Source organism: Streptomyces sp. 1-11, from assembly GCF_007176755.1.
GTDB lineage: Bacteria > Actinomycetota > Actinomycetes > Streptomycetales > Streptomycetaceae > Streptomyces.
In genome coordinates this window covers 228,674-246,526 of sequence record NZ_BJTV01000004.1, presented here as the reverse complement: position 1 = coordinate 246,526, position 17,853 = coordinate 228,674, and the positions used below count along the sequence as shown (strand labels likewise).

9 protein-coding genes are annotated in these 17,853 nt (G+C 75.8%); all 9 read left to right on the top strand.

What is annotated here, in order from left to right:
• The first annotated feature begins 155 nt into the window (after positions 1 to 155).
• The gene (locus TNCT1_RS10765; protein ID WP_143630638.1) at positions 156 to 1,664 is read left to right on the top strand and encodes a cellulose-binding domain-containing protein; all 1,509 of its coding nucleotides are present in this window, start codon (positions 156 to 158) and stop codon (positions 1,662 to 1,664) included.
• Between the two features lie 329 nt (positions 1,665 to 1,993).
• Positions 1,994 to 2,716: a Crp/Fnr family transcriptional regulator gene (locus TNCT1_RS10760; protein WP_143630637.1), complete on the top strand. Its 723-nt coding sequence runs from the start codon at positions 1,994 to 1,996 to the stop codon at positions 2,714 to 2,716.
• 108 nt (positions 2,717 to 2,824) lie between these two features.
• Complete coding sequence (locus TNCT1_RS10755; protein ID WP_143630636.1) at positions 2,825 to 3,682, top strand: hypothetical protein; 858 nt, start codon at positions 2,825 to 2,827, stop codon at positions 3,680 to 3,682.
• A complete protein-coding gene (locus TNCT1_RS10750) occupies positions 3,679 to 6,279 on the top strand; it encodes a hypothetical protein (protein WP_143630635.1) in 2,601 nt (866 codons plus the stop codon). Before TNCT1_RS10755 ends, TNCT1_RS10750 begins: the two co-directional genes overlap by 4 nt.
• Positions 6,272 to 8,014: a hypothetical protein gene (locus tag TNCT1_RS35975; protein ID WP_216856609.1), complete on the top strand. Its 1,743-nt coding sequence runs from the start codon at positions 6,272 to 6,274 to the stop codon at positions 8,012 to 8,014. The genes TNCT1_RS10750 and TNCT1_RS35975 overlap by 8 nt, the downstream gene beginning before the upstream one ends.
• Entirely contained in the window at positions 8,011 to 8,565 is a 555-nt protein-coding gene (locus TNCT1_RS10740) for a Pycsar system effector family protein (protein ID WP_143630634.1), read from the top strand. Before TNCT1_RS35975 ends, TNCT1_RS10740 begins: the two co-directional genes overlap by 4 nt.
• A 59-nt stretch (positions 8,566 to 8,624) precedes the next feature.
• Positions 8,625 to 10,955: a VWA domain-containing protein gene (locus TNCT1_RS10735; RefSeq protein ID WP_216856608.1), complete on the top strand. Its 2,331-nt coding sequence runs from the start codon at positions 8,625 to 8,627 to the stop codon at positions 10,953 to 10,955.
• Between the two features lie 127 nt (positions 10,956 to 11,082).
• The gene (locus TNCT1_RS10730) at positions 11,083 to 14,850 is read left to right on the top strand and encodes a tubulin-like doman-containing protein (RefSeq protein WP_143630633.1); all 3,768 of its coding nucleotides are present in this window, start codon (positions 11,083 to 11,085) and stop codon (positions 14,848 to 14,850) included.
• Complete coding sequence (locus TNCT1_RS35525; protein WP_160160388.1) at positions 14,847 to 17,816, top strand: hypothetical protein; 2,970 nt, start codon at positions 14,847 to 14,849, stop codon at positions 17,814 to 17,816. Before TNCT1_RS10730 ends, TNCT1_RS35525 begins: the two co-directional genes overlap by 4 nt.
• The last annotated feature ends 37 nt before the right edge of the window (positions 17,817 to 17,853 follow it).

Sequence of the window (17,853 nt, the reverse complement as noted above, 5' to 3'; positions counted from 1 at the left end):
CCGCGGTCACGGCGCGCGACGCCGTGATCACTCGGTCCGAACACGGCGCTTGTCAGTCGTGTCGGAGGCGTGAAAGGCTCCTGCCCCGCCGCGGGGTTCGCCCAACTTCCTTGTCTGTGCGGTGAGTTGACCCTGTTCGTGGATGCAGGAGTGCCATGCCCGACCTGCCGGCCCCGGCCCCCAAGGACGCCACCGAGGCGGAGCTGTTCTCGGAGTGCTGGGACGCGGTGCTCAGCTACGCCGACCTGTGCACCTCCGGATCGCTGACGGCCCATCAGCTCGCCACCGAGGCCTTCACGCTGGGCATGCGTGAGCTGCGGGCCGGGGACGGCGCCGTACCCGGGCGCGGCCCCGGCCGGCGTCCGGGCCGGCTGCCGGCGATCCCGGAACTGCTCACCGCGGTGCGGAACACGGCCGCCGGCTGGGAGGCCGGCGGACAGGGGCACAAGCTGGACCCCGACCTGCGGCTGTGGCTCAACTCCGGCCAGGCGGCCAGGTACGCCGGGCCGCCGCCCGGGCGGCCGGTCGCGCTGCGGGGCCTGAGGGACCTGCAGCAGGCGGACGCCGCGCTGCTGTGGCTCGCCGAGGTGGAGGCGCTGCCGCTGCCCGCCGTGGCCCGCAGGCTCGGCCTGGACCCGGCCACGGCCGCCGGTGAACTCGAAGAGGTGCGGGGGCTGTTCCGGGGCCGCTGCCACCGCGCGCACCTCGACTCGCCGTTGGAGCCGGAGTGCCGCGCCTACGCCCGGCTGCTGGACGCGGTGACCCGGTCGGCCGGCGCCGAGACCCCGGCCGACCTCTCGCGGCACCTCGCCACCTGTGCGCGGTGCGCGGAGGCCGCGGCCTGTCTGCGGCCGCACGGCGGCGGCCTGCCCGCCGCGCTCGCCGGCGGGATCGTCGGCTGGGGCGGCCTCGCCTACCTGGAGCGCAGACGGCGCGCCGCCGAGGTCCGGCTGGGCGCCGGCCGCCCGGGCGCGGCCGACGCCGGCCCGGAGCAGCCGGCGGGCCGCGGCCGGGCGCTGCGGGGCGGCCTGCTGGCCGCGGCGGTACTGCTGTCGGCGCTGGCGCTCGGGGTGTCGATGATGCCGTTCGGCGGCTCCGGCGACGACGAGGCGGCGGCCCGCGACGACCGGCAGCCGGTCGCCGACCCCGGCACGTTCCCGCCCCCGGGCGGCTCCCCGGCGTCCCGGGAACCGGCGCCCGGCGACTCCGCGTCCGGGACACCCGCCTCCGCCGCGCCCTCCGCGACCGCTCCCCGCCCCCGGCACGAGACCGGCGGCCCCGACCCCGAACCGCAGGGCACCTCCTCCGGCACCACCGCCGCCGGCCCCGCCCGGCCGGACGCCCCCGCCCCCGTCTGCCGGGTCGCCTACCACCTGGACAACCAGTGGCCCGACGGCTTCCAGGCCACCGTCACCGTCACCACCGACGAGGCGCTCGACGGCTGGCGGGTCGCCTGGAGCTTCCGGGACGGCCAGCAGGTCGGCCAGATGTGGGACGCGACGGCCCACCAGGACGGCTCCCGGGTCACCGCCACCGCCGCCGACTACGACCGGGCGGTCGCCGCGCACTCCTCGCTGTCCTTCGGCTTCATCGCCTCCTGGCAGGGCCGGAACCGGACACCGTACGGCTTCACACTCGACGGGAAGACCTGCGCCGCAGGCTGAGATCCGTGGCGCCGGACTTGCGGAAAACCTGAGTTTCCGCCAATTCACCCCGGTCGCCGACTTGGCGCATTTATGCGAGGTGTCACCCGTAGGGGGTGCTGACCTCGCCGTAGTCGATCGACGCCGACGACCGGAACGGCCCCGCGCCACCGCGCCGTGCGGCCGCCGCGCGCCCATGACACGCACCGTCCGGACGACCTACCTGGCAGTTCCGTCATTACCGGACGGTACCCCCGATGTGGCGCAATTCACTCGCCCGAAACCCGCGTTCTGCCACCATCAACGCCATCGAAAAACCGGCCATCGGCACTGCGGCGGGGGGCGTGGCCATGGGACTGCTCGGCAATGACCTTGCGTTCGCGCAGGCTCTGTCCGCCCAGGAGCGCGAGGGCGTCATGGCCCTCGGCAGCCGCAAGCACTTCCCGCCCGACGCCCACCTCCTGACCGAGGGGGACCGATCCAGTCATGTGCTGATCCTCATCGAGGGCTGGGTCACCGTCTCCGTCTCCACCGACCGCGGCGCCACCCGGCTGATACTCGGCCTGCGCGGGCCCGGTGAGCTGCTCGGCGAGATGGCCGCGCTCGACCCGCACCCGCGCAGTGCCACCGTGCGCGCGCTCGGCCCGATAGAGGCCCAGGTCATATCCGGGGACGCCTTCCGGCGCTTCCTCGCCCTGCACCCCCGCGTCAGCGGACTGGTGATACGCCAGCTCACCTTCCGGCTGCGCAGCGCCGACCAGGAACGGTCCGCGCTCGCCTCCCTCACCGTCCTGCAGCGCCTGGCCGGCCGGCTCAACGAACTCTCCGCGGCCGAAGCCGCCGGCCCCTACGCCCCCGCCGCGGCGGGCCGCCCGTCCGGCCCCGCGCCCGCCGGCTCCGTCGTCCACCTGGCCCAGGACGAGCTGGCCGCCACCATCGGCGCCACCCGGGAGGCCGTCGCCAAGGCCCTGCGGCTGCTGCGCGGCCAGCGCATCGTGCGCACCGGCAACCGGATGGTGGAGATCCTCGATCCGGCCCTGCTCGCCCTCCTCGCGGACGGCCATCACGAGTAACGCACCGTTCGCCGTGTGTAAACGGCTACAGACGGCCCCGCGTCCCGGGCCCGACGCTGATGGGACGACCACCTCTTCTACGAGCGGACAGCACTGCAGGGGGCACGGGTGAACCACGACGCACCGGAACTCACCGAAGAACATTACGAGTTGGTGATCAGCGTCGACGCCAGACGGTCCGGGGAGTACGACGACGTCGACAAGCCGCGGATGCGCGCCCGGATCTACCGGGTGCTGGAGACCGCCTTCGCCCACGCCTCGGTGTCCCGTGACGCACTCCACCTGGAAGACCGCGGGGACGGTGTGCTGGTGGCCGTGACGGGCCGCGTCGCGGTGAGCCGGCTGCTCGGCCTGTGGCTGGTCGAGGTGCGCGAGAAGCTCCGGGACGAGAACCGCGGACTGCGCGTGCCGCTCGGACTGCGCATCGGCATGCACGTCGGCCCGGTCCGCCACGACGAGCGGGGCATCAGCGGCCGCGCGGTCGACCTGGCCTGCCGGCTGGCCGACTCCGCCGTCGCCCGCGACCTGCTGGACGCCAACGGGGCCGACCTGGTGCTGGTGACCTCCCAGTCCCTGTACGAGGACGTGGTCAGCGGCGGCGGCAAGTTCATCGAGCCCGGGCAGTACTCGCGGGCCCGGCTGAAGCTCAAGGAGGGCGAGGTCACCGCCTGGTGCCATCTGCCGGGCCTGCCCGCCCCACGGATCCCCGCCGCCGCCCCGTCCGCGCCGGCCGGCGACACCCTGCCCGCGGACCCCGCCGGCGCCCCGCGGCCCGCCTCCGCCCAGGACCCGGACACCGGCCCGGCCGCGCGCGCGGCCGGCCCGGCCCGGCAGCGCCCGTCAGGCAACCAGTACACCGTGCACGGCGACATGTCCGAGCACCACGACAACGTCTACCAGCAGCCCGTGCACATCGGCCGGATCACCGAACGCGACGGCGAGCGGCGGAAGGGCGGGGACGCGTGAGCGACGACAAGCAGCCGGCCGGCCCGGCCGAGGACACCCCCGACAGGTCCGGCCAGGACCGCTCGCCCGAACCCGGGGACAGGAAGGGGCCCGACGGCGGGAAGGGCCGCGGCGAGCAGAACCGCGACGACGGCAAGGACGACGGCAAGGACGACGGCAGGTCCGGCGGGGACGACGGCGGACCCGGCAAGGACGGCGAGGCCGAGGACGAGGCCGCCGAGCGGGAGAAGGAGCGCGAACGCGAACGGGAGCGCGCCGCCGGGCGGTTCAAGGAGTACACCCGCGACCCCCTGGGCGCCGAGCAGAACGAGGACGGCCCCACCGACCTCGCCGCCGCCGCGCGGACCCGCCGCGCCACCCGGCTGCTGTTCGACGTCGGCCGCGACCTGACCAGCTTCGACCGCTCCTACTTCGGCAACGCCCACATCGGCGACATCAACCTGCGCCTGGACGCCCGCCGTTCCGGCGCCGGGATGCGCAGCGGACCCGTGCCCGACGAGGAACTGCGCCGGCTGCGCCGCGTCCACGTGGAACCGGACGGCTACATACGGCTGCGCAACGCGCTGCGCGCCCGCCGGCTGCTGGTGCTCGGCGCCGCTCCGGGCACCGGGCGGAGCAGCACGGCGCTCTCCCTCCTCGACGAGGTCACCTCCGCCTCGGCCAACGGCGACGACCCGGAGCCCGGCACCGGATCGCGGGTGCGCCGGGTCGACCCGGACGGCGGGGTGCGGCAGCTCGCCGGGTCGCTGGGCGACTCCCACGACGACGGCGAGGAGTCCCGGCGCGGCACCGGCTACCTGCTGGAACTCTCCCTCACCCGGCCCGGCACACTGCCACCCGCCGAGATGGACCTCGACGAGCTGGCCGCCGCCCTGGACCGCCGCGAGGCCTTCGCGGTGATCGTCGTCACCATCGGATCGGCCGCCAACGCGCTGCTCGCCGGCCGGTACGGCATGCTCTGCCCGCCCGCGCCCACCCGGGAACTGCTGCGCACCCGGCTGCTGGAACGGCTGGAGCGCCACGCGGCCACGGCGCCGGACGAGGACGCCGGGCCGGCCGGACTGCTGGCCCGCGCCGAGGAGCTGTGGGCCCGCGAGGAGGTCGAGAACGTCGTCGGGCTGAAGGACCTGCGCCCCGCCGAGGCCGAGCTGATCGCGTCCCTGCTCGCCGGCCACGTGCTCGGCGACATCTCCTACGAGGAGCTGCTGGCCGGCTGCCGGAGCCTGGCCGCCGGCCAGGCCCAGGAATGGTTCGCCGGGGTGGACCGGGCGCTGACGGCACGGCCCGCCGGTGCCGACGCCGACACGCGACGCCCGGACACGGCCGACCTGTTCCACCCGGTGGCGTTCCGGATCGCCCTGGCCGTGCTCGGCGGCGCCTCGCACAGCGCGGTGGCCGCCGCCGCCCACCTGCTGACCTGGGAACTGTCCGTCCAGTGCGACCCCGACAACACCCCGGCCCGCCCGCTGTTCTGCGACGACCCGGAGGCCGACCTGGCGCTGTCCCGCGCCGAGGTGACCGACGGTCAGGTCGAGGTGGCCGGCGCCGAGGTCCCGGCCCGGCTGATCTGGTACCGGGGCACCGCCCTTCCCTCGGCGGTGCTGACCGAGCTGTGGGACCGGCACTTCCCGGTCCGGGCGCCGGTGGTGCGCTGGCTCAGGCTGCTCGCGGACGACCCGCGCTCCCAGGTGTGGATGCGCGCCGCGGTCGCCGCCGGCGAGCTGTGCGTACGGGACTTCGACTACGGCTACGCCGAGCTGGTGCGGCCGCTCGCCGAGGCGGGCACGCCCCGCCGCCGGATCTTCGCGGCCACCACCCTGGACCAGGCCGCCGGCCACGACACCCACCGCAAGACGGTGCACCGGCTGGTCGGCGACTGGAGCCGCGCCGGCGCCCCGGCGCTGCGCTGGACGGCGGCGATGGCGCTCGGGTACGGCAACGCGGCGGCCGGCATGGACGACACGCTGGACGCGCTGGCCCGGATCGGGGTCCGCGACGACGGGGAACAGCTCGCGGCCGCCTCCTTCAACGTCGTCCGGCTGCTGGCGCTGCCGGACGCGGACCAGGTGCTGGCGCGGATGGCCGAGTGGACCCACCACAAGCGCGAGCCGTACCAGGACCTGGGGCTCGTGACCACCGTCCGGCTCGCGCTGACCACGGTGGACGAGCTGCTGACGGCGGACCTCGACGCGCCCCTGGCCAGCCGGGGCGACTGGCCGCTGCCGCTCGCCCTGGCCGCCACCCGCCCCGAACTGGTCGCCCCCATGGCCGACCTGCTGTGGACGGCGCTGAACACGGCACGGGCCAGGGACGTGGCGATGGACGCGCTGGAACGCCTGCTCCGGTCCGCCGTCCGCAAGGACGGCGCCGAATGGACCCGGCCGGGGCTCGCGGCGCTGCTGCCCGCGCTGGCCACCGAGGAGTACGACCGGCGGCGGCTGGACTGGCTGCTGCGCCACATGATGAACGACCCCGAGAACCCCCTCCCCGACGCGCGGGCGCGCGACCTGTGGTGGCTCGCCGTCTCGCCGCGGCGGCCGGACCGCCGGGAGCGGACGCGCCGGGAGAGGACCCGCGAGGAGGACACGCATGGCTGAGGACGAGGACGAGACGGCGGCCGGGGGCACGGCGCCCGCTGGACCGTTCCTGCGGGAGTACGCGCCGCTCGGCGCGTACCCGGTGGCGAGCGCGCAGAAGGCCTGCGTGCTCTTCTACCGCAACGGCGGCCACAGCGTGATCACCGTCGCCGGCGTGCGGCACGTGGACAAGCGGACGCTGGCCCGGCCGTACAACGTCTGCGAGATCGCGCAGGGCACGCACGTCTCGCCGCTCCAGCTCGAACTGCCGGCCGCCGGCGGCACCAGCTTCTTCAAGGCCGAGGTAGACATCGAGTGGGAGGTGACCGACCCCTATCTGGCCGCCGTCCAGGTCGTCACCGACGTCGCGGCCCGGCTCACCTCCCCGGTGCTGGAACGGCTGCGCGAGATCACCCTCACCTACCGGGTGACCGACGCCGAGCAGGCGAACCGCGTCATCACCCGGGAGTGCGTCGGCGGCCGCTGGAGCGACCTGGGCAGCGAACTCGGGCTGCGGGTACGGCTGTACGTCCGGCTCGGGGTGGACGACGAGGCCATCGAGTACGCCAGGCAGCGGCGCGGGGCACAGGCCGACGCCGAGGTCACCCGGGTCCGCCAGGAGTCGTTCCGGCGCATGCTGCAGGGCGGCGAGCTGGAGCAGCTCAGCTTCATGCTGGCCGCCGACCCCGAGGGCGCCAAGGACTTCCTGGAGAAGATCCGCCAGGAGGGCCGGCAGGACGAGCGGGAGCGGGTCGACCGGCTCTACACCATGGCCCTCAGGGGCGAGCTGCACTCGGCGGACGTCGAGACCCAGGTCCTCAACCTGCTCAACCAGGAGCAGCGCCGCCCGCTCCAGGGGCCCATCGGCGCGGTCCCGGCCCGCCGGGAGACCCGGCAGCTCGAGCCCGCCGCCGAAGGGCCGTTCACCCCGGACTGGGTGTCGGACGAACCTCCCCGGCGGCAGTCGCACCGGGCCGAGTCGCACCGCGCGGAGACCTACCGGACGCAGACGTACCGGTCCGAGACCCGCGAGGAGGTGCACCGCGCCGAACTCCACCGGGACGAGGACGCCGTCATGGACGAACCGCCCTCCCGCCCGCGCCGCCGCGCCGAGCCCGGTCCGGCGGACGACTACGACCGGGGGCCCGCCCGGAACCGGACGTACCGGCCGGAGGACTCCGCCGGGGACTACGCGCCGGACCGCCGCGACGACGAGCCGTACCGGCGGACCGACCGCCGTCCGGCGGACGGCCACGACGCCGGACTCCAGGGCGGGCGCGCCCACCGGCCCGGGCCGTACCCTGCGGACGACTACGACCGGGACCCGGGGCGCGGCCGCGCGTACCGCCCGGAGCTCGAACCGGCCGACGACTACGACCGCGAGCCCTCGCGGGGCCGGACGTACCGGCCGGAGCTCGAACCGGCCGACGACTACGACCGGGAGCCCTCGCGGGGCCGGGCGTACCGGCCGGAGCTCGAACCGGCCGACGACTACGACCGCGAGCCCTCCCGGGGCCGGACGTACCGCCCGGAGCTCGAACCGGCCGACGACTACGACCGGGAGCCGCGGCGCGGCCGGACGTACCGGCCCGAGCCCCTTCCGGCGGACGACTACGACCGCGAGCCGTCCCGGGGCCGGACGTACCGGCCGGACCACGCCGGCGACTACCCGGCCGACGACCCCGACCGGGAGCCGCCGCGCGGCCGCAGGCGCCCGCGGGACGACGGCTGGTCCTGGGCGGAAGGGGACGGATGACCGCCGAGGACGAGGCCCCCAGGACCTCCCCCGCCCCGATCGTGCTCGTGCCGGACGGGGGTCGGCACAGCCACGACGGGGCGGGGGAGCGCATCGCCGAACGACTGCTGAGCACGGTCCGCGAGGACGTCGGACGAGCCGACTCCAAGGCCGCCGTGCTGCTGTCCGGGACGCTCGCGCTGCCCGCCTTCCTGCTCGGCCGGCACGGCGCGCCGGGCTGGCACGGGGCCGCCGACGTGACGCTGGTCCTGGCCGGGGCGCTGTGGGCCTGCGCGGTGATCGCGCTGATCGGCGCGGTGATGCCGCGCACCGGCACCCGGCGCGGCCGGGACGGGGTCACGTACTTCGGCGACCTGGTGGCCGCCCGCGACCTCGCGGGGCTGTCCGCCCGGGTGGCCGAGGCGGGGCGCGACCCCGCCGGGTGGCTGCTCGTCCAGGCCGTGGACGTCAGCTCCATCCTGTCCGCCAAGTACCGGGCCATCCGCTGGGGCATGGGCTCGCTCGCCCTCTCGGCGGCATTGGCCCTGGCCTGGGGTCTGACCCCGCGCTGAGCGGGTCCGCCCGCACCGAGCACTCCATGCAGAGACGAACGAGGAATCAGGGGACCGCCGTGGAAACAGTCACGGGAAGACGGCAAGCGCTATGGGGCGGGGCACGCCGCGCCGCGGTCGCGGTGCTGGCGGGCGCCGCGTTGTCCGGCGCCCTCCTGGCGCCGCCGGGCCACGACCCGGCGCCGGCGGCGGACACGCGGCCGGCGTTCCCGGCGGTCAACTACGCCGTGGCCGTGGACGAGTCCGCGAGCCTCGCCGCCGCGGACATGAAGGCCGAGAAGGCCGCCGCGGCCCGGATCGCGCTCGGCGACGTCTCCTCCCAGTCCCACGTCACCGTCTTCGGCTTCGCCGCCGCCGAGTCCGACGGCCAGCGCGCGGTGGACCCGGTGTGCCCGCGGACCGCGCTGGACGCGGCGGGCCGCGACACCGTCGGCGCCTGCGTCACCAAGCTGCGCAGCCGCAGCAGGAGCCAGGGCACCGGCACCGACTTCCCGAGCGCGATACGCCAGGGCGTGCACGACCTCACCGACGGCACCGACCCGTCGCAGCCCCGTGTGCTGTTCCTGCTCACCGACGGCTACATGGACGTCGGCGACAGCCCCAAGTACGGCGACCCCGCGCACCGCGACGCCGAGGGGGACCGGCAGCTCGGCCTGGCGCTGAAGGAGGCCAGGAACGAGCACGTGCAGGTGTGGCCGCTGGGCTTCGGGGACCAGCCGCGCATGGACGAGCTGAAGCGGATGGCCGCCGGCGGGTACCAGAAGGGCTGCGTCGACCTGCCGTCCGCGACCCCCGGACCCAGGAAGGTCGAGCCGGACGCCATCGGCACCACCCTGGAGGACATCTTCGCCGCCGCCCACTGCCTGCGGCACGAGCGCGGACCCGCCCCGACACCGCCGCCGTCCACCCAGGAGATCGACATCTCCCCGCTGGCGACCGTCGGCAGCATCGTGGTCGACAAGGGCGACCCCGCGGTCGAGATCACGTACTACGACCCCAAGGGCCAGAAGGTGCCCACGCACGGCACGTACCACAAGTCGTCCTTCGAACTGGCCGGCGGCAGCGGTGTGGTGGAGGCGCTGAAGATCGTCGACCCGCTGCCCGGCCGCTGGAAGGTGAAGGCCGAGGCGCCCGAGGGACACCGCTCGCTGCCCGTCTCCGTCAGCGTCCTGTGGCAGGGCGAACTGCGCGGCGCCATCACCATGGACCCGCCCTCCCCGCAGGCCGGCGACGAGGTCACGGTGACCATGCGGCTGCAGACCCGCGAGGGCTACCAGATCAGGCACCCCCGCGACTACGCCGGGCTGCGGGTGCGCAGCACGCTCACCGGCGACGGCTTCGCCCCGATGGACCTGGACCTCGCCGACGACGGCAAGGCGGCCGACCCGACGGCGAGCGACGGATCCTTCACCGGTTCCGCGCGCGTCCCGAAGGGCGCCGACGGCGCGCTGAAGGTGAGCGCCACGCTGACCGCCGCCGGACTCAGCGCCGACACCCGCAGCGAGACCGGCGAGGTCGCCCCCGGACAGCTGCCCGTCACCACCTCCCTCGACCTGCCGGCCGCCGGCGTCCACCCCGGCGACAAGGTCACCGGCACCCTGGCCGTGCACAACACCAGCCGCGCCGCGCACACCCTGCGCCTCGCCGTGACCGACCTCCAGCCCGGTCTGCTCTCCGTCGGTCCCACGCGGATCACGCTCGCACCCGGCGAGAGCGGCACCCGGAAGGTGACCGTCGAGGTCGCCCCCGCCGGGGTCTTCGGCGACCGCCTCGGCCACGACGGGCTGAAGCTCGCCGGCACCGTCACCGTCGCCGACACCACCGACCACGACCGGACCCTGGTACGCGCCCCGCTCTCGGTGCGGGTGACGCCCCGGCCGGGCATCTGGGACCAGTACAAGCTGTACTTCCTGGGCGCCGCCGCCCTGCTGGTGGCGCTGGTCCTGGTGGCCGCGGCCTGGACGCGGCAACGCCGGCGCGCCAGGGACCCCTACGGCCTGACGCTGCAACTGGTCGCGGAGGACGGCACCCTCCTGGCGGGACACCAGGCCGGGCACGGCCACAAGCAGTGGTACGAGTTCACCGTCGCCGAAGCGCACCGCAGCCCCCGCATCGAACGCCGCCCCCAGGGCCCGTACGCCGTCCAGCGCAACCCCAAGGGCGGCGGAGCGGTCCTGCGCAGGAAGGGCGGCGGCCGGACCCTGATACCGGTCCGCGGCCAGGTCCCCCTGACCGAGACGCTGCAACTGGCCCTCGGCGAGGACAGACGCCCCCCGAAGAAGCGGAGCCGCCGCCCGCAGCAGCCCGGCAGCCGCCCCGCGCCCCCCACCGCCGACAGCGCCGGCGTGTCCGGAACCACCGGCACCGGCGCCTACAGCTCCTACGAGTGACGCCGGGGCGTGCGGGAGCCGACCGCTCACCGCCCGCCCCGCACCCCACCGCGGCCCCGGCCGCACCCACAACGGACGTTCCCAGCACGAACCCGCGGCCGCCCCGGCCGCGAGCGGGGAGGAAACCATGAAGATCTTCCAGCCGATGCTCTTCGTCGGCCTGGGCGGCACCGGGGGACTCGTCGGCGCCGAACTCGAACGCAGGCTGCGCACCGAACTGTGCGGCCCCGACGGCATGGCACTGACCCGGCAGAGCGGCCACGCCCCCTACCAGCTCCCCGACTGCCTCCAGTTCGTCTACGCCGACTACAGCGAGAGCGACCTGCAGCGGCTGCCGCAGTTCAACGTGGACCCGTCGCTGCGGGCCGCGTACGCCAGGACCTCCCGCGCCACCCACAACCTGCTGCCGAACTTCGACAGTTCGCCCGAGGTCACCAAGATGCTCCGGGCCAGCCTGCGCGAGGAGGTCGCCGGCTGGCTGCCGCCGGTCATCGGCGAGCCCGAGGTCACCCCGCTGCACAACGGCGCCGGCCAGCTCCCCACCGTCGGCCGGGCAGCCCTGTTCGCCACCCTCCGCTACGGCCTCGCCCCGGTCCTGGAGCCGCTGCTGCAGGCGATCGACGCCATGGCCAAGTCGGCCGGTGAACTCAGCGAGCTGGGCGGCGGCAGGGTCACGGGCTGCGACGTGTTCGTCGCCTTCTCGGTGGCCGGCGGCACCGGCGCCGGGATCTTCCTGGACTACCTGCACCTCATCAACCACGCCTTCCAGCTGCGCCGGTTCGACGGGGTGAAGATCTACCCGCTGGTCGTGATGCCGTCCTCGTTCGCCGCCGCCACCGGCGGCGGACGCGAGGCGGAACTCAACGCGGCCCGGGCCCTGGTGGACCTGTTCCGGCTGGTGGACCGGCAGAACGCGCCGACCGAGGGCGCCGAGATCGGCGACCTCGACCACGACGCGGGATTCGGCATCCGCTACCCCGGCACCACACCCGTCCGGCTGCGCACCGGAATCCTGCCCACGGCCTTCCTGTTCAGCCCGACCGCCGGCATCCGGCCCGACGACCTGCGCCGTTCCATCGTCTCCCTGATGATGTCGCTGATCGGCACCGAGCTGGGCGACGGCCGCTCCCGGGGCCGCAAGACGGCCGCCGACGACGACTACCAGACCTTCTCCGCGAGCTTCATCAACCGCGGCGTCGCCCGCAGTTCGCTGTCGCCGACCGGCATCGGCCGGCAGGGGGTCTCCACCAGCCTGGTCGCCTCCATGACCGCGCCCATGGACCAGCTGGCGGACCTGGTGGCCGGCCGGATGCTGCGCGAGGCGGTCACCGAGCTGGTGGAACGCCCCCGGGCCGCGCTGCGCGGCGACAACGGGGTGCTGATGATCCGGCAGCTGTTCGCCGACTCGCACCTCGAAGCGCTGTGGGAGCGGCGGCAGTTGCCGGTGCCCGAGCCCGAACCGCTGCCGCGCGGCGGCAAGAACGTCGAGCAGGCGCTGGGCGAGCGCATCGTCGACATGCAACGTCAGCTCGCCGCCCTGCGCGGGGACGCCGAGCACCAATGCGCGGTCATGGCCGAACGGTTCGCCCCGCGCCCCGCCGTCGACAAGCTGCTCCAGGGCGCCGACCCCTTCCTCGTCGAACGCGTCGTACGCGGCATACCGGACAGCGACAACGGGATCGTCCGGCTCGGTTTCCTCGGCATGCTGGACAGCCGCGCCCGCGCACCGCAGCGCCCGGCGGGGGTCACCGAACAGCCGCCCAAGATCCCCCGGATCAAGGGCCAGCTCGCCGGCATGGCCCCGGCCCGCTGGGGCGACGAGGCCGTCCAGGCCGCCATCCAGGAGCAGGACGCCTGGTACGAGTGGCGCTGCCGCCTGATCTGGCACGAGGCCTGGCGCGACCAGCAGCAGCTCTGGCAGCCGCAGGCGGACGCGGCCGGCGCCGACCTCGACCGGCTGGTGCGGGCCTTCCGCAACCACGGCGACCAGGAGCGCAAGGCCTCCGCGCAGAAGGGCCACGAGCTGTACGAGGACCGCACCGGCATCTCCTACCTGCTGCCGCCGCAGCGCACCCTCAACCACTTCTACGAGGACGTCGTCGCCCGCCTGATCCGGCGTGAGGGCCTGCGGGAGACCGACTACGAGGCGGCGCTGCTGCTCAAGCTGGTCGACGGGGACACCTGGCGGCGCGTCCACACCCGCAGCCGCCGCGACCCGGACGGCGCCGTCGCCCAGGTCAAGGGCCAGCTGGAGGCCCGGATCACCCGGCTGTTCGCCGAGAGCGGCACCCACCTGGAGGAACGGCCGCTGCTGCCGTCCATGGGGACCCTGCTGTCCGCCGCCGCGGGCGACCAGGAGGCGACCGACCAGGTCAGCAAGGAGGCGCTCGACCTGTTCGGACGCAAGCTCGCCGGGCTGCTGCCCGTCGGGTTCACCCCGGAGGGCACCGGACCGCTGCGGGTCCTGGTCACCCACCCGCGGGTGCAGTCGGGGGAGGAGGTGCAGGAGTACCTCGCCAAGACGCTGCGGCTGCCCTCGGACGCGAAGCACTCCGTGGAGTACCGCGGCGTGGAGAGCGACTCCATCACCGTCGTCCTCTTCCGCAGCGAGATGAGCCTCACCCAGGTACCCGAGGCCCGCAAGGTGCTGCGCCAGTGGGCCCGGGCGAAGGAGTCCGAGCAGGCCCAGGACGTGCTGCGCTGGAGGCAGCGCCTGGGGCACCGCGACAGCTGGATGGTCAGCGGCGAGGAGGACCGGCGCACCATCCTGCACCGGCTGCTGTGCTGCATGTGGAACGGCCAGGTGGACGTGGTCGACGGCGACCCGGCCTCCCCGGAGCGGGTCAGGCTGCGGCTGTTCCCGGAGACCGGCCCCCATGTGCCCGGCGTCCGGCTGCGCCTGGGCGACTTCCCCGGCGGGGTGTCGAGCTGGGCGGAGCTGCTGCGGTCGTACGAGCGCTGGACGGTGCTGGATGACGAGCGGACGGTCGAGGACTACTGCCGCAAGCTGATGGGCGCGCAGCCGCTGGGCCTGGCCCGCACCGGCAGCGAACCGCACCCGCTCTTCGTCGAGCTGGTCGAGAAGATCGCCCCGCGCCAGCTCGAGCTGCTGGCCGACCGCCGGGAGCGCGGCGGCGAGCGGGTCGAGGGCTGGGTGCGGCCGCTGTGGGAGTTCTGGGCGGAGACCCTGCCGGCCGCGCTGGACGAGGAGTTCGGCGACCAGCGCGCCGTCCAGCCGACCCTGCGCACCCTGCTGGAGCACGTGCGCGGCGGCTCACCGGACCGGCCCCGCCGGGACGCGACGGAACCCCGGCGCCCGGTGGCCGACGACGACGACTGGGGCACCGCCCCCGTCTCCTCCTACGACACCCACCGGGGAGCACCCGACCGAGGGGACCCCGCCGACGGCGACGCCGCCCGCCCGCGCGGCTACGACCGCGCGCACACGGAGGAGCGGCCGTACGCGGAGGAGCGGCCTTACGGGGCGGAACGGTCCTACGGCGAGCGGTCGTACGGCGAGCGTCCGTACGACGAGCGGCCGTACGGCGACGAGCGGCGGCGCGGCGAGGATCGCGGCGACCGGTTCCGCAAGGACGACGACGAAGGCTGGGGCGGCGACCGGGAGGGCGCCCGCCGGCGCGGCTACGAGCGCCCCCACGGCGAGGACCGCGACGGCCGGCGCGGCGCCGAGGACGACGGGGGCAGGGAGACCTGGACCGAGCGGGAGGGCCGCCGGGACGACCGTGACCCCGCCGGGAGCGGTGCGGAGGAACGGCCGCGCCGCCAGGACGTGCCCGCGGCGCCCTGGGACGACCCCGCTGGACCGGGAGGGCACGGCGGCGGCGCCGACCGCGACCGGACCCGCCGCAACCCCTGGGACGGTGACGCCCAGTGAGCACCGCTCAGGACTTCGCAGCCGTCATCCACCTGGACCTGCGAGCGGGTGCGGCGGAGCTGGACAGCGCCTCGGCCCTGCGCTCCCGGGTGGCCCGGCAACTGGGCCGGGCCGGACTGCCGGAACCCGACGACCCGCTCTTCCTGGTGGTCGACACCCCGGCCGGGCTGACCGACCACCAGCTCCAGTACGAACTGCTCACCGGCTACCGCGCGGTGGGCGAGGTCAGGCTCCTGGTGCTGCTGGTCGGCAGCGCGCCCGGCTCGTACGCCGGTGAGGGCGAGGCGTTCCAGCCCGACCGCAGGCTGGTGCGGCCCGCCGTGCTGCGGACCTCGGGCACCGGGCTGCTGTGGGCCGGTGACCTGCGCTCGGCGCACACCGCCCTGGAGCAGCCCGCCGCCGACGACCCGGACGCGCTGGCCGTCCTGGTCGACGTGCTGTCGGTGCCCGACCTCTACCGCGGGGTGCTGCGGGCGATCGGGTCGCTGCCCGAGGCCGTCGCGGCGCCCGGGGTGCGGCTGCTGGAGCAGGACCTGCCGCCGGAGGTGCGTGACCGGGCCTGGCGCGACGCGCTCACCCGGTTCGCGGGCGAGGACACCGAACTCCCGCCGGACGTCTCGCTGACCGCCTCCTCCGGCGCCGATCTGCCGGAGCCGCTGCGCCGCCTGGTCGCGGCCCGCGGCGGCCGGGACCAGCGGCACCGGGAGCCCGGCGGAGCGGCCGACGACGCCCACCGCGCCTGCGCGGAGGCACTCGACCGCGCCGAGGAGTCGCTGGCCGGGCTGCAGGGCCTGCCCGGGCTGCTGCGGCCCGGCCGCCGGGACGCGTTCGAGGCGGACGTCGACCAGGCCCGCCGGGCGCTGGAGGAGTACCGGGACCTCGTCGGAGCCGCCCTGCGCGGCGGCGGCGCGACCGCGTCGCCCGCCGAGTCGGCCGCGCGGCTCACGGCCCTCGGCCTGCGGGTCCCGTCCGCCGAGGGCATCGGGGACCGGATCGGCGAGGGCCTGCGGGAGTTCGCCGGGAAACTGCTCGGCCAGGCGCTGCCCATGCGGTCGGTGGCCCAGCGGTTCACCGGTCTGGCCGGCCGGGTGGAGCCGGTGCCCGGTTCGGCGCTGCTGCCGAAGCTGGCCGCCGTCCCCGGCGGCGACGCGCGCACGGCCGCCACCGCGGGCGGCACCGCGGCACGGCGGTCCGGGACGGCGGACGGCGCCGAGACGCCCGGTCTCCCGGCCGCCACTCCGCTCGCGGCTCTCGCCGGGCTGCTCGGCGCGCTGTGGCGGGGGCCGTTCCTCCCGCTGGCGCTCGTCGTCCCGCTGCTGTTCGTCGGCGTGGCGGCGCTCGGCGCGGCCCGGCTGCGCGGCGCCGGACGCCCTGGCCGCTGGGCCGTCGCCCCGCGCGTCGCGGCGTTCGCGGGCGCCGCGGCCGGGGTGGCCGTGGCGTACGCGGCCGGACCCCCGCTCGTGGCGGCCGGCCTCGCCCTGGCGGCCGGGTCCGGCGTCGCCGTGGAGACGGCCCGCCGGCTGTGGCGGGCGGCGGCCGCCGCCTGGGAGCCGGGGCGTACGACGGCCGCTCTGCGGCACACCCTGGACCGGCTCGACGCCCTGCTGGCCGAGGCGGTCGGCGAGCACTGGGCCGTCGAGGAGCGCCTGTACTGCGCCGACGCGGCCCGGTCCGTCGCCGGCATGCTGCGCGCGACGGCCGCCGCGGCCGAGGCCGAGGCGGCGCCCGAGGCCGAACGGTTCGACGCGCCGGGCGCCTTCACCGCGCCGGACGCCGGCCCGCCCGCCGAGGACGACTGGCTCACCGGCCCCTCCGCCCTGGAGCCGGACGACGCCGGCCCCGACGACGCGGAGGGCGACTGGGCCAGCGTGTACGCCTGGCAGGACGGGCCGGCCTGGCAGGACGGACCCGCGTGGGAGGAGCCCGCGGGGGACGAAGCGCACGGGAAGGGGCCGCAGGAGAGCCGGGGGAGGACTCCGGGCGGGTCGCGCGGGGACCGCGCCAAGGGGGTCTCGCGCTGGCTCGAGCGGGACAGCGGCGAGGGCGGACCGGAGCTGGTCGCCACCCTGGCCGCCGACCTGACGGACGCCGCCCTGGAGGCGATGAAGCCGTACTGGGGCGCCGTCGAACGCGGCCAGGCCGGCGCCCTCGCCGTGCGGCGCACCGAGGAGCGGGTCCGCGAGGTGCTGTCGACGGCCCGCCGCCACCTCCAGCACAACGGGGTGCTGGCGGCACCGCCGTTCGCCGCCCCGCGCCGGGTCCGCGCCACCTCGGCGAACCTGCTCGGCACGGACCCGCACCGGCCGGCCGAACTGGTCGGCGCGGAGACCGAGCGGCAGTCCGTGGTGCAGCTCTCCACACCCGAGCAGGGCGCGCTGCTCAGCCGCGACCCGGCGGCCGCCGTGTGGCTCAGGTTCGCGCCGCTGGCCGTGCGCGACGAGGTGGAGAAGGCGTGGCGGTCCAGCGGTTCGGCCCAGCCGGAGGACGTCCTGTGGACCTCCTCGGGACGGTACGCCGGCCTGGTCCGGCTCACCCCGCTGCGGATGGGCGTGGTGGAGACCGTCCGCCCCCGCTACGGCTCCGGCCCCGACGACGGCACGGACCCGTACGGCCGCAGGACCCCGGAGGAGCCGGGGAACCCGCACGAGCCGGGGAACCCGCACGAGCCGGGGAACCCGTACGACCGCCCGCGCACCACCGGCAGGCAGGAGCCGTACGACCGTCAGGAGCCGTACGAGCGTGAGGAGTCTTACGACCGTCAGGACTCCTACGACCGTCGTGACTCCTACGACCGCACGGACGCCTACGACCGAACCGACCCGTACGACCGAACGGACGCGTACGGGACCGGCTCCCACGCGTACGACCCGCCGTCCACGGCGTACGAGCAGGCGGCCCCGTACGAGCAGGCGCCCCGCTACGACGGTCCCGACCCGGAGGACCGAGGGGACGGCGACCGCTGGTGACCCGTACCCCGCACCCCGGCCGCCCGCCCGCGCACGG